This is a genomic window from Shewanella sp. HL-SH5, assembly GCF_051163755.1.
GTDB lineage: Bacteria > Pseudomonadota > Gammaproteobacteria > Enterobacterales > Shewanellaceae > Shewanella > Shewanella glacialimarina.
On record NZ_CP195038.1, the window covers coordinates 1317310 to 1331464 of the forward strand.

Annotated in this window: 12 protein-coding genes; 1 reads left to right on the forward strand and 11 read right to left on the reverse strand. The window is 40.5% G+C overall.

The window, feature by feature from the left end; genetic code table 11:
* Nucleotides 1–19: 19 nt before the first annotated feature.
* From ACRWQM_RS05690 to ACRWQM_RS05730, 9 genes are all read right to left on the reverse strand, one after another.
* Entirely contained in the window at nucleotides 20–439 is a 420-nt protein-coding gene (locus ACRWQM_RS05690; protein ID WP_226414508.1) for an adenylyltransferase/cytidyltransferase family protein, read from the reverse strand.
* Nucleotides 440–470: 31 nt separating this feature from the next.
* Complete coding sequence (locus ACRWQM_RS05695; protein WP_434931531.1) at nucleotides 471–1823, reverse strand: sugar phosphate nucleotidyltransferase; 1353 nt, start codon at nucleotides 1821–1823, stop codon at nucleotides 471–473.
* A gap of 9 nt (nucleotides 1824–1832) precedes the next feature.
* Nucleotides 1833–3815, reverse strand: a complete 1983-nt coding sequence (locus tag ACRWQM_RS05700) for a WecB/TagA/CpsF family glycosyltransferase (RefSeq protein ID WP_434931532.1) — start codon at nucleotides 3813–3815, stop codon at nucleotides 1833–1835.
* Nucleotides 3816–4020: 205 nt separating this feature from the next.
* Nucleotides 4021–5061, reverse strand: a complete 1041-nt coding sequence (locus tag ACRWQM_RS05705; RefSeq protein ID WP_434931533.1) for a glycosyltransferase family 2 protein — start codon at nucleotides 5059–5061, stop codon at nucleotides 4021–4023.
* Nucleotides 5058–6377: an oligosaccharide flippase family protein gene (locus ACRWQM_RS05710; protein WP_434931534.1), complete on the reverse strand. Its 1320-nt coding sequence runs from the start codon at nucleotides 6375–6377 to the stop codon at nucleotides 5058–5060. The genes ACRWQM_RS05705 and ACRWQM_RS05710 overlap by 4 nt, the downstream gene beginning before the upstream one ends.
* 408 nt (nucleotides 6378–6785) lie before the next feature.
* Nucleotides 6786–8072, reverse strand: a complete 1287-nt coding sequence (locus ACRWQM_RS05715) for an O-antigen ligase domain-containing protein (protein ID WP_434931535.1) — start codon at nucleotides 8070–8072, stop codon at nucleotides 6786–6788.
* Nucleotides 8012–9577 (reverse strand): exopolysaccharide biosynthesis protein, encoded by a 1566-nt coding sequence (locus tag ACRWQM_RS05720; RefSeq protein ID WP_434931536.1) that lies wholly within the window; start codon nucleotides 9575–9577, stop codon nucleotides 8012–8014. The genes ACRWQM_RS05715 and ACRWQM_RS05720 overlap by 61 nt, the downstream gene beginning before the upstream one ends.
* A gap of 11 nt (nucleotides 9578–9588) precedes the next feature.
* Nucleotides 9589–10860, reverse strand: coding sequence for a polysaccharide biosynthesis/export family protein (locus tag ACRWQM_RS05725; protein ID WP_434931537.1), 1272 nt, complete (start codon nucleotides 10858–10860; stop codon nucleotides 9589–9591).
* A 41-nt stretch (nucleotides 10861–10901) separates the two neighbouring features.
* Nucleotides 10902–11267 (reverse strand): STAS domain-containing protein, encoded by a 366-nt coding sequence (locus tag ACRWQM_RS05730; protein ID WP_434931538.1) that lies wholly within the window; start codon nucleotides 11265–11267, stop codon nucleotides 10902–10904.
* Nucleotides 11268–11867: 600 nt separating this feature from the next.
* Between ACRWQM_RS05730 and ACRWQM_RS05735 the strand changes: the two genes are divergently transcribed.
* Entirely contained in the window at nucleotides 11868–12068 is a 201-nt protein-coding gene (locus ACRWQM_RS05735) for a hypothetical protein (RefSeq protein WP_434931539.1), read from the forward strand.
* Nucleotides 12069–12247: 179 nt separating this feature from the next.
* Here the strand turns inward: ACRWQM_RS05735 and ACRWQM_RS05740 are convergent, their stop codons facing one another.
* Both ACRWQM_RS05740 and ACRWQM_RS05745 read right to left on the reverse strand, forming a co-directional pair.
* Nucleotides 12248–12640, reverse strand: coding sequence for an ATP-binding protein (locus tag ACRWQM_RS05740; protein ID WP_434931540.1), 393 nt, complete (start codon nucleotides 12638–12640; stop codon nucleotides 12248–12250).
* A 10-nt stretch (nucleotides 12641–12650) separates the two neighbouring features.
* Nucleotides 12651–13964 carry a SpoIIE family protein phosphatase gene (locus ACRWQM_RS05745; protein ID WP_434931541.1) on the reverse strand — a complete coding sequence of 438 codons (1314 nt, stop codon included), beginning with the start codon at nucleotides 13962–13964 and terminating at the stop codon, nucleotides 12651–12653.
* Nucleotides 13965–14155 lie beyond the last annotated feature (191 nt).

Genomic DNA, 14155 nt, shown 5'->3' on the forward strand with positions numbered 1-14155 from the left:
TGAATGAGTGAACCGCGAATTAAACCGTTTGCGGGCTTAATATCGCGGGACGGGTGTTTGCTAAATTATTTTTGATATCAGTGGTCGATATCTGTTGAGTACGTTCTAAATATAGGACGTTACAAATATCATTCAAGTCATCAAATTTACCTGCCCAATCGTCGCCAATGGCAAATACATCAGCATTGAGGCGAATAATGTCAGTACGTTTTTGACGCCAATCCGTTTCAGCTATCACCATGTCAACGTATTTACAGGCCTCAACAATTTCAATTCTTTGCTGATAATTAAAGAAGGCTGCTTTGCCTTTTAAGGCATTAAACTCATCAGTTGAAACGCCTACAATTAATCTATCTCCTAAGCTTTTTAAGCGCTTAAACAATCTAACATGGCCAAAATGGAATAAATCGAATGTGCCGTAGGTTATAATGGTTTTCATATCTGTATCCTCAAATTTTGTCTGGTATGCATTAAGCTAATTGCCATAAACGTTTGACGTATCCGAGTTGACTTAATTGCTGAAACTCCATCTCAACTAATTCAATTTCTTCTGCGGGGGCATTTTTATCAAGTAACAGTTGTACCGGACCAAATACCCCATATTTAGCCTGTTGGTTTAAGGTTGCGCTTGCCCCGAAAAGTAATAGATTGCCTTTGGCTACATGCCACAATTGCGGTAACTTGGCTAATATTTGCGAATTGACAGCGATTTCGTATAACTGAATTGTGCGCTGCTGGTTACTACTGGCATTGAAGCGAATAATAGGCTGTTGAGGGGAAGTTGCTTTGGCGACCAGTAAACTTATCAGCATTAAAGGTAAAGCCAGTATCAGCAAAGCAAAACCAATGAATCTATGTACTAATGACGGTTTTTGCTGTGGCTTAACGCCAGTCTGACAAGCTGCAACAAGGCTAGTATCATTGACTTTTACCCAAGTGTTATGGGCTATATCTATGATGTAATCTTGCGAAATAATTTGATTTTTTACGGTGAGATTTTTACCCACAAAAGTATTGGGCATGATGATGCTATCATTTAGCTCACTGTCTTCTATAAAACAGTTTTGGCCAATAACGATTAAGTTATTACAGTTAACTGATGAGTGGACAAAGCTATTTGCGCCAATGCAGCCATGAACTGTTTGTTCAGCAAAACTTGGGCATTGGGTTTGTTGGCCAAGGTATAAACCAGCGACTCCCATGCTGTTTACTTTACGGCCTTTAATGGCGAACTCATCGGCATGTTTGATGATATGGCTTGTCGCAGCAACAAAGTTTTCAATACTGTCTAAATGGAAGGTTTTCCCGTGTAGTACTTGATTGATGCTACGCTGCTGATTAAGGGGTAATTCGGCGATAGGCCAATTTAAACTTGCCCCATGTGAACGGCCCGCGGGTAACATTAATAACCCAGGATTTTGATTGTTCATAGTTGCTAATACAAAAGTGTGCTTTATGTTTGAAGCAAAATCGACAAACCTTTTAATACAGGGCGTTCTAACTATATCACCGCGGACAACCAGCTGAGTTTGTTGTGGGTCTAACTGCATACGTTGTAGCACTGAATTAACATCTTCTTCAGGCTTACTTAAAAAGTAATCTATGGTTAGGTTCCATTTGGCCCCTGTGCCAATATGCGCTTCAATCTCACTTGCTCGGTTGGCAACCACTAACTTCGCATGGGTAATACCTGCACAAGATAAGTCCTCTAACGTATATTCAATTAAGGCTTTATTAACTAAAGGCATTAATGCCGCGCTGTACTGACGATTCAGTGGTGCTAGTTCTGTGGCTGAACGATTAGCAAAAATAATGGCTTGCATGGTCTTCTCCTAATACGCACCACGGGCAAATAACACCGCGGGTATGGTTTTAAATAATAATTGAATGTCTTTAACCAGCGATTGTTGGTAGATATAATCAACATCTAATTCAACTTGTTTATCAAAAGGAATGTCAGATCTTCCTGATACTTGCCAAATACAAGTGATACCGGGTTTTACCATCAATCTGCGTCTATCTGACAATTGATATTGGTTCACTTCAGTAGGCAATGCAGGACGCGGGCCAACTAATGACATCTCGCCTTTTAACACGTTCCAAAGTTGTGGTAATTCATCAATTGACAGCTTGCGGATCCACTTACCAACGTAGGTGATCCGTGGGTCTAGCTTCATTTTAAACAGGACCCCACCACGCATTTCATTTTCACTTTGAAGCTTAGCTAAACGCGCTTCAGCATCACTAAACATCGAGCGAAACTTCCACATGGTAAAAGGTTGATTGTCTTGCCCAGCACGGGTTTGGCTGAATAACACAGCGCCTTTTGATTCGAGACGAATAGCCAATGCAGTGAATAGGAATAGCGGTGAAAGTAATATCAACAGCGTACCTGATCCAAGAATATCAAGCAGCCTTTTGGCGATTTGATTAAGTTTGATTTTAAGAAAAAACCATTGGTATCTTTTGTGATTAACTTGTGGTGTATTTTTACCTAACATCGAGAAATTCTGCTCCGCTGATGAGGTTAAATTTGCATTTTGAAAGTTAACTGCTGCATTTTGCAATTCGTCTATTTTAGCCGTTGGTTCTGGTTTGCTATTGAACATTTTTTGTTGGGCTAACTCGATAAAGACACGCATTACAAATAAAGGATTACCCACAATATAACGGCGCCACATTCTTTTTGGCTCTTGCATTAATCGCCAGGTCCATTCCATTCCCATTTGACGAACGGCAACAGGCGCTCTGCTTACGGCATCCGCATAAAAATCAAATAAGCCACCGACACCTATGGCCGCGCCAACGCTTAGCTTTGAACTGTGCTCAGCTATCCAACGCTCTTGTGTTGGTGCCCCCATAGCGACTAACAGTATTTTTGCGCCAGAGGCATTAATTTTGTTGATTACATCATCGGTTTGTTGCGCAGAGAAATAGCCATCATGGGTGCCACAAATACGTAACTGTGGAAAGCGCTGCTGCATTTTTGCCGCCGCTTTGTTGGCGATATCCGGTTTTGCACCCAGCATGAATATTCCTACACCCTGATCGGCAGCTTGTTGGCATAAAAGGGGAAACATATCCGTGCCATTCACATTATCTTTTAGGGCAATTTGATGAATTTTACAGGCCAGACGTAAACCACTTCCGTCAGCAAATACGTGTTTATTGAGATTAAGTGTCTGTCTATATTGAATATTTTTATAGGCGATATTCATGCAGTCGGCATTTACAAATGCATAGCTGTCGCACTTAGGGGTTTTAGCACTGTTAAGGATACTGCTAATAGCATCACTCATGGTGATATTGCTGATGGTGACTTTGAATAATTGAAACTGCTTTTGAGTTGAGCAAACCACAGTTGAAGACAAGGCGTACCCTAGCAAACAGCGCAGTGTTGCTAGCAGGTAACACACTACTGAAGTGTTCAGTTTTGGGTTAATCACATATTGATCGTAGGCTATGCCCATTCTGGCGTGCATTTGCTTAAATGACATTAACCCAGGACGAACCAAGTAGTCATTATAGGGTAATACCGCATATTGATATTGGCTTCCTACTAATCCTAGCTCGCCTTTTATGACATTCAGTAAACCTAGCAGATAAGATAGTTTTGAATGGGTAAACTGCAACAATGCAATCGGTTCACCCTGACCACTGTGAAGGTAGATAGTCTCGAATGCTTGTCCTGAGGTTACTTTAAGATGAATAGCCTTAAGCACTAATATAGGGCTGATAAATACCAGTAACATTAAGCTCAGTAGAGTCTCGATAATTCTTACTGACGCTGAAATTTGTGCAGTGTGAGTTCGCATAAGCCACCTCGATATATTGTTGAATTTCCACTAGGAAATTAGTTGTTATATATCTAGCTTTGCTTAAATCATGCCATGTTTTAAGTTGTTATTATTTAAGGTTTTTTTATTTGTTAATTAAGGGGGAAGAACCTGTTTGCAGTTTGCAAGGCAGCATGCAAACAGGTTTGTATCAGAGGGAATAAGGAATGTTACATGAGTGCTTTTATAAAAAGATAGATGACACACCATCACGGCTAATTTTATACTTTTGGATACTGCCAATGGCTTTTTGCCCTAAACTTTCTAGCCAATGATAGGCAAAAGCGGGTAACAACCATTGCATATATGCCGCACTGACAGTGCTAATGGTTCTGCCCATTTCATCTTTTAAGATTTTAGGCGAGGTTGTTAAGGCTTGTGTTGCTAATTTAGCGGCCATTTTGCCATCTTTCATTCTAATAGCCTGGCGTGCTAAATATCGTAGTTGATAAGCCCTAGCATCATTTTCATGACGTTTTAACAGCTTAGGAGCAAAGTAACGTGCCTTACTGATCATTTGTTCCCATGAGGCCAGCTGCTTCAATAAGTTAGCAGACAATCCGCCATGATTTAAGCGATAGTAAGTTAATGGTTGTGGTAAGCCTTCCATTTTCCACTTTGTTGTTGCCACAATGCGCAGCCAACACTCAATATCTTCAGATTGACGGAACTTTTCGTCAAAATAGCACGAGTAAAGCTCATAATGGTTCACCGCTTGAAAGCGAATATCATTGAGTGTTGCACGGCGGATCACCGGCGCCGAACCATTACCCACCGGGTTGCGACATAATAAATGCGCCGCATCAATATTGTTGAGTTGTGGCATCTGATAAAAGTCTAATAACTTGCCGTCATAGCTCATAAAACTCGAGCGCGAAAAGCTGATCCCGACTTTGGGGTTGGCATCAAGATGATCGCAATGACGTTGCAGTTTTTCTGCATGCCACATATCGTCAGAATCTAAAAATGCCACATACTTGCCAAGCGCATGCCTGATCCCCGTGTTACGTGCTGCAGCCAGCCCTTTGTTTTCCAGATGGTTAATTATCTTAACTCGGCGATCATGGAATTGCTGGCAGATTTTCAAGCTGCTATCTGTTGCACAATCATTGACAATGATCAGCTCAAAATCAGTAAAGGTTTGTGCTAAGACGGATTCAATCGCTTGTTTTACAAACTTTTGCACGTTGTATACGGGCATAACAACAGTAATTTTAGGGGTCATAGTGATTCTCCTACAGAGGTAAGTTGTTGATTATTTTTAAATACTTTTTGGTAGCTATAGATACAAATGACTGGCAAGGTGACGAGGTAACTCACCATTACGGTTTGTGCCACTGTGATCAGACTGAATTGGCAAGCAATGCCGATGACTATTGCCAGACAAATGGTGAGTGATACATTAATTTTGAGGTTGGTTTGACTTAAACCATTTGCAAGTAACAATTGGCTTGCGGCTTCGCCTAGCGGTCTTACTAAGCCACTTAGACAAAGAAACAGGAAGACATTTATGGCATCGGTTGATAGCCATTTATCACCGTAAACCAATGGAACATACCAATCAGAAAGTGCGCTTTGCAGTAAAATAACAGGTACGGTTATTGCCATAATGGCGGCGATACTGCTGAGGTATTTTGCCGATAAATCATCCTCAACCGCATTACGTTGGCAAAGGTGGCTATAAAATGCGGTGCCAAAGCTTTGAATTAACCCAAGGCTTATCCCCAGGCTAATGTTGTAAGCAAAAAAGTACACCCCTAAAGCTTCCACACCCATGAAGTAGCCAATTAATAAATAATCAATATTTTGTCTTAGGGTGTTGGTTAAATCGCTTAAGCTAACGGGTATGCCAAAGTGTAAAAGTGTGATGACTTGAGCATATTGAATACCCATTACAGATTGCACTTTAGGTAAAGGATTATGGTAACGATGAATCGCAATCCACACAATAATCACCAATACTTTGGGTAAAATGATTGCCCAAATTTCAAACCCAGCTAAGGCTAGTATTGCAGTAAGCGCCGCATCAATAAGGGTTTGCCAAAGATTCGCTCGGCCGACAATACGCATTTTATTGTTGCGTAAGTTTAAGGTGGCATATTGCATACCTATTGGCAGTAATAAAAAGCTCGTTGCCATTACCGCAATGGGTAAAATTAACGATGAGTCATGGTAATAACTGGCAATCGGGTAACTGGTTATTAGCATTAGCAAAAATGCCAATAAACACACTCCCCAGTTAACCCAATTAGCACTGCTTAAATGGCCAATAAATTGCTCGTTATCCATACGGATTAATGCCGCGGAGGTAATTCTGCGTGTGGCGGTACAAATTAATTCGAACAGGGTGAGTACAATTGCCGCTTGGCCAAACATTTCAGGCATCAGTAATCTGGCCAGTACGATACTTGAAAGTAGACGAATAATACGTCCACTAAACTGGGCCGAACCTAACCACATCATGCTTTTGCCTAGCCCTGTAAATCCTGAGCGAATTAGCATGAGGGGTTGATCAAATAATGTTTTATGCTGGTGTTTCATATTCATCCTAGCGTTAATTTATCGCTTTATATGCTAAGAGTTACACAAATCGTGCCATGTTTTAAGTTATTGTTTTTAAATGATTTTTATTTTATTTTTTTAGTTTGGATAAATGGTTTTGCAGAATGCAAAGGCAAAATGCAATGTGGGGGGATTCAGTTTGTGACAGCCAAGGTGAGCGCTGAAGTGGTGAAAGGGATCGAATGGTGAGATATTTCGATACTGATAATGTCTAACAGGGTCTTAGCGGCTTAGATTCTCGCGACTCATATTTTAATCATTGAAATTTGAATTGTTAGGGCATAATCATCTTGTTATCAAAAAGCAATTACTCAATTTACGGCCCTCACCATTGCATTTCAGTTATAAAGTCTTTGACGCTGATGATGTAGCGCATTGTTTTTAGTCTTATCTGGTTGATATTTGTCCATTAGGTTCTTCTATTGGTATGTTGTCATTGTCTGCAATTAAGGCTTTACCTAAAATAATTAAGCCGGGCCAAAACAGATAAGCTAAGATTTCGAGGTTTTCACCTAAGGTATAAAGCATTAGTAGCATTAATATCGCCATACCAACTTTAGCTAAAGGGCGGGCAAATATATTAACCATCAGCACAACAAAGCTCACTAACATAGGCACAGCCAGTGCAACTGCACCCACTAAGCCTTTTACGAACAAAAGCCCATACCAGGTATGATGTGACCCTATTGGCATATATTCCACCATGTGCGGGCCTCGCTCAACAATGCCATGCCCAAATAATACCGCCTCATTCCACCAACGCTCAACGGCAATGTCAGCTAAGGCCTGTCTTACTCTGGTGGAATCCGCCCGTGCTGATTTTACCGCGGCAATACTCATGGATATTTTGTTAAGAATCGATTCTCCGACAAACCCTGTGGCCAGAATGACAGGACACAGAATGAAATAAAGTATTGGAGAGCGGACAAATTTAAGCATAGAGAAATAGCCAAATAAGGCGAGATAACAAATTAATGCTAAGCGTGACTGCGACATTAACACCATTAACAGACTGCCTATCACTCCCCACCGTTTCCATTGAGTTGATGATTCTTGTAAAGCAAAAATGAAATATAAGTTGCCAAGCATGCCTAAGGCTGGAGCCCAAGGAGTGAATAGTCGCCAGCGAGGAATACCGCTACCAGGGTCTATTTCATATAAGCTTAACGAGAAAAACTCAGGACCAGGTCCACCAATAATACTTAAAGGTGAAACATAAAGGGTGCTGGGTAAACGGATAATCCAAGCCAGTAAGAATATAGGCAATAATAAAACCGTGTGTTTACACACTTGGCAGCAAGCCCGGTAAATAATTTGCGGTCTGATATTAAGGCAAGCCACCACAGGGAATATGGCCAGAAGTGCCCAGCCTTTTGCCCAACCAATAGTGGATTTAATTAATTTTGCCAGGCCTAAACCTTGCTCTAAATGGCCCACAATCAATGCCATTAACATCACCCACATACCCAATAGCCATACATAGTGGGCCAGACTAATAGTATGTGCTGGTTGGTAAGATATTTTTTTAACCAATAAGCGACAAAACAATATCCAGGCAATCACAGGGGCGACAATATATAACGCCCCCACTAGCCAAAAAAGATAGCTATACACTATTGCTTTATAGACGAGTCTTTCGTCAGCATTTTGCGGAGTAACGGTTTGCGGATCCATAAAATACTTAGTCCTATTAGTGCCATAAATGACGCGCCCAAAGCCGCTACTAGTAATAACATAGTCGCCAAATTATCAGCTTTTGATGGCAGAGAAGGTGGTGACAATAATTGCAATAATGGATATGCAGTAAAAATATCGGCCTTGCCTACATCCATTTTGGCCACTGCTGAGGTCATTACCGCCGTCGCTAATTGATGAGCGCGGTGCAAATCTTCTAATTTAGCCGCATCATCATTAGAAAGCTCTAAGCGAGTTTCCCACTGCAAAATTTGGCTATCAAGTGTATTTAGCTCTTCATTAAGGCCAGTGTTAGTCGCTTTTAACTGAATGAGCTGCTCCATTAAATCGGCACGGCCATCAATATCATCTAATAATAGCTTGTTAATCAATGTGCGATCGGCTTTACCTTTTTGATGTGCAATTAAAGTGCTAATTCTTTCTGAAAGGGCATTTTGTAACTTTGTTTCTTCGGCATTTAGGCTGGTTATTTGTGGATGATTACTGCCAAAATGTGCAGAAAGCTCGTGTAATTTACCCAATATTTCATTGTGAGATGTCAGTAATTGCTGAAAATATTTATCATTGTGCAATTTTAATAAATCGGCGGCTTCATTGGCAGTGGTGCCTAAGTGCAACATTAATGATTTTTCTTCTGCTTCAATACCTTTCAATTTTGAAATCATATTAACGCGGTTATGACGTAGACGTTCGATGGTGAGCGCTAATTCTTTAAATTGGTCAAGTGAGACTAAGCCGCGTTCAGATTGAAATGCTAAAATAGCGTCTTGGGATAGCTTCACCTTTTGGTTGTATCCCGCTAAACCCTGAATGATGCCACTTTCCCTTAAATTAACTTCATCGGCACGTAAGTCGTTTAGCAAATTTTGCAATGAACGGTAAAGCGCCCAAGCTTTATCTTGCGCTTCTTTTGCTGAGCCGCCTTTGATACTAAATTCCATTAAGCCAGTTTGACTGGGTAATTTAAGTTTTGGTTTACCAAGCTGGCCAACGGGTATTTTTAAGCTGGTTGCCGCAGAGGTCAGTAATAAGTCAGTGTCAGATATTGCTTTATAGTTTTCACGAGGGTCAATTGCCGAGCTTAAATATGGTGAGCTTGATGAGCTGGTGGCCTGACCAATACTGTCCAAACTCACCAATGAGCCTGCTCCATTCCCCGGTAAAATCAGAGTCCATTTAGACACATAAGAGGTTGGTTTAATCGCCATCAGTAAGAAAGTAGCTGCCCAGATAATCAGTAAACTGACTAATGCGGTTTTAAAATACAATTTTTTACGGGCTTTAGGGGTGAGTTTGCTGCCTTCTAATGCCGCGCGCTTAATCCAAAACAAATAAGCTAATTCACTTAAGCTATTATCTTTGGAATCATTTATTTGATAATCAGCCTCATTGGAAGATTTTTTTGAGTTGTTCTTTACGGGCTCAGTAAAAGGCACACTGATTTTTTCATATTCAATTATGTTTTTCTCAATGACGTTATCCATGGGAAACTCCTTTATAACCAGCCAATCAGGCTTGAAGGAATAAGCACTTCGGTTACGCTGCGGGCCATTTCACGGAAGTTAGTCATGCGAGAGTCATAACAGGCAAGTCCGTCACCAGGCAGCAACACAGGGTTCATCTTATTTGACCAGGGTTGTTGAATAAGGCCATCAATAGAGCGTTCTACCACATCCACTTGATTAGATAATGGATTTTTAGTGATAAGCAAAATGTAACGTCCAGCGTTAGTTGTTTGTGCGCCACCGACACAGTTCGCGGCAATGGCGCCATTCAATAAACGTGTTCCATAAGGAAAACGTGTTGCCTCACGGTCTACTGCAGATTGACTGTTTGAGCTTGCTGGTTGAGTTAGGTTTGAAATATACACTCGAATACCGGGCGCTGTGATCGGCGATGGTCTGGCTAGCTCATCATCAAACTGATTACTGCTTGGCACATGGACTTTATCGCCACTCATTAATGTGAACTCTTTGATAGCCTCACCCGTTAATATACCGCTGAGATCAAGACTATAAATTTGATTATCACGAATAACATTGACTGCTGTTAAGTCGGCATCAGGGCGAATGCCACCAGAGGATCGCAGAGCGGCTTCAATGCTGCGCTCGGTTGCCTGATCGCCGGCATAGTTGCTACCATCATCTTTCTCTTCAATGGGAAGTTTCTTGTTGATCATGTGTTGACCAGGTTCAAATACGGCACCTGAAGTCATAATGTTAATTGGCGCCCAGCTGATTGGAACAATGCTAATGCGGATAGCATGTGGCTGCATTAAATTTTCAATAATAAGCTGGTTTTTAATTGCGCTGTTGAGTTGCGCTAAAGTGAGGTTTTTAGCCACAACAGCCCGCATGTAAGGCAAATAGATATTGCCGTCAGCATCAATCTCAACGGCTTTGCTAAAATCATCACCGTTTAAGATACTGATATTTAATTTATCGCCAACAGACAGCTTAAGTTGGGCATTTTTCCATTGAGTTGCTTGTAAACTCGGATCTAAATGACCGATCTTAAAACTGTCTTTAGTTATAACAGCATTGTTGGCATCGTTCATGGTCAGATGTTCTGCAAGTGTAAATGCAGGATGACTAGGTTTCTGGGCACTAATTTGGCGGTCATAGGGCATAGTTTGACCAAAATAATGGCATTCTGTCAGAGTGTCAATTTGACAAATATCTTTGCTAGCAGGTGCATTCGGGGTCACACAGCCGGTTAAGCTGGTGCTGAAAATACCGATAAGTGCTGCAAGTTTTGTGTTTGTCATAATGTAGCTCCTTAGAATGAATCAATTAAGATAAATGCAAGTTAACTGGCAATATCTTCGATGAGTGAGCTAAAACGTAAGTTGTCTAACGCTTGTTCCTCAGATTCATAAATGTCCATAATGTGATGCAAACGAGTCAGTTCGATTAATGCCCTAACGCTGGATTTTGGGTTAAGCAGGACAATATTGCCTTGATAACTCATTGCCTGTTTACGGGCTGAAATTAACACTGATAAGCCACTTGAATCGATATACTCTAAGTTGCTCATGTCGATGACTAAACGGGTATGGCCTTGATTGATGTAATCTAAAATCGCGGCGCGGTATGTGGGTGTTTGTGCCATAACCATTTTTGCTGGTAGACGAACCACACTGGCATGTTTTTCTGCTTTTAATTCGAAGTTCATAATGTCACCTCATTTTTTGTTAAATTACCAAGTAAGATAATGTTGTCGTTTTACGTTTAGTTTAAGGGGAACCTAAAACGTTCTATCTTGAGTGCTTAAGGTTTTGCAGTAAGCGTGCCAATATTTAATTGTCTGTTTTTATTGGATAATTAGTGTTTTCAGATCTAGCTTTTGCAAATTGAATATGAAAATTAGCAATATGCAACAGATTGCATATACCTCTTTTTAGGGGCTTAAAATCTTGAAATGAGCATTAACAAATAAAAATCACAAAATAGTTAAACGATAGTGAGTACTTTGCTTTTGAGTCTTTATGACCAACAAAGACCTTGAATTAGTCTGACTTAACCATCTCTCAGACAAGCTTTTACCCGAGTGGCTAAGTTAAGCAGCTTGTTGCACCTAAATCCGGTTTGACTAGTTTTAATGAATGTTGTTACAGAGCTGAGGGCGGTCAGCAATATATAGGTGAGGGGGTTATTCGCCATTTATTTAAGTAACAAAGCTATTCAATCTAGCTTTATTAAATGTAAATAATTGGACTCGATAGGTTTCAATTCATAAAATGGCTAGCTTAATCAAATTAGTAAAGGTAAAGGCATGTTGCTGAAATCAGTTTGCGGAATATTAGTGCTATTTGGGCTTAGTGCTTGTGCAACTTCACTTCACGACAAGAATGATGGTCAGGATAACAGTATCGTGCCGCAGGTCCCAGTCGACAGTATTGACCCTATGAGGGAAAATAACGAGCGTCTTATTAAAGAGGGGCGCGAAGATGTGTGGCGAAAAGGCATGAAATAACCTTAATTTGGTATAGAAACGCTTATTAAGCATAATATTTAATGGCGTTTATTGAAGTGGTTTTTTTATTGCCGTTTAATAAAGTCTCAGTGCTGTGGTTGAGGCAACTTGGCTGCGATTTAGGTGCAGCCAAGCTGATGATTGAGACAGTTGATTTTGCTGTTATGTTATCTTCCATTTTAATGCCTTAATAGGCTCATTCTTAAATGGCTGCCTAACACCGTAGGTTGGTTTAAAACCTGATCCATCCAGTTATACATGATCCATAATCCTCTGCCGTTTTCGGTATTATTATCAGGACAATCTGTTGGCGTTGGCAGCGAGTGATAGGGTGCGGTATCTAATAAATCGACAATAATTCGGTCGGCATTACAATGCATCAATAAGATAATATTTGCAGCATCACATTCGGTATGTTGCAAGATATTGTTAACTCCCTCTAATGTGCAGGTGATCACCTTAAATCTTTGGCGGTCATTTATCGCGTTATTCAGCATAAATTGATCTAGCTCAGAACAAAACTGTTGTTGCTCAATAACTTGTTTATTTAAGTTTAATTGTAAACTATTCATGTTGCGCTCCTTATGCCACGGATAATGGCGAGGGGGTTATTTGAGTTAATAAGTTATTACTCGGGTCTTTAGCGGTATTCTGTAATTGACTTGTACTCTGTGGTTGAGTAATGGTTGGACTGTGTGTGTTATTTGAAAACAGCATAATCGACATGTCATCCTGGCCATCACCTTGCTTCCAATCAGATAAGGCATGACGTATGTGGTGCATCATGGCATCACCACTGATGGTTTGTTTCAGGGTGCAAAGCGTTTTTAGCCTTTGTAGCCCAAACATTCCATGAGTCGGGTTATTCATTTCATAAATCCCGTCGGAAAAAATCATTAGCTGTTGATTAGCGCTTAACCTACCTTGCCAATTAACGTATTGGGTATTCTCATCTATCCCAATGGGGAGGCTGGATTGCATATTAATTGAGTCACAACTATTTTCACTGATTAATAGAGGCTGAGGGTGCCCTGCATTACACAGTTCATATTCACCTGTAGTGCAATTCATTTTGCCAATGATCATGGTGGCAAACTGCCCTTGATCACTGGGGTCAAAAAAGACTTGGTTAATATATTCCATCAATAGATCTGGGCTAGTATGCCAATTGGCTCTATTGGGGTTGAGCGCCTGGGCCAAGGTAAAACTTTGCATTGCAGCGCCAGCACCGTGACCTGATACATCAATCAGAAAAAAACCCATCCACTGCTCATTAATTTTGAAACATTGAAACACATCGCCCGCTAATTCGGTGGCAGCCTGAAAGTAATGATTTACCTGCCATTGCTGTTGGGTGAAACGTTTGGCGGGTAACAAAGAGTGTTGAAGTTGTGCGGCCTGCTTTAGTTCGGCTTTTTTTTCAGCTAATAACTTTATAGTTTGCTTGTGCGAGTCATTGAGCGCTTTGTGCTGAGCTTGCATTATTTTTTGAGTTTTTATTAGTCGTAATGCAGCTATGACACGAATGGTTAATACTCTGGGATCAAATGGCTTTGCTAAGTAGTCATCAGCACCTGATTGCAATGCATATACGAGATCTTCCGTTTCATTATTACCTGTCAGCAGCAGTATATAAGGCGTGTAGATTTCGGCTTTCAAACGTTTACAAAGTGCTATGCCGCTAAGATTTGGCATACGCCAATCACTTACCACTAAGTCAATTGCTTGAGTTTGACAAATCGCAAACGCTTCTTCTCCATCTACAGCCTGATGCAATGCCATAGTACAACCATCAAGTTGTACCTTTTGCAAAATGCTGGCGATAAATAAGCGTTCACTTAGTGTATCTTCAACAAGCAAAATACTAATGTTATGGGGGGCTTCAGTTAAATTCATCTGTGACTCCAGTTTTCAGTTATGCCTGCATCATTGATTATGCAACAGCAAATAAACCACTCCGTGTTTATACTTAATTGGTATAGCAATAGCCGTTCCATAATTTAATAACTATATTAAACAATGCTTTATATTTATTGGTTTTAAGTTTTCATCAATAAATTATCAAATTGCATCGTGCTCATTGCAAA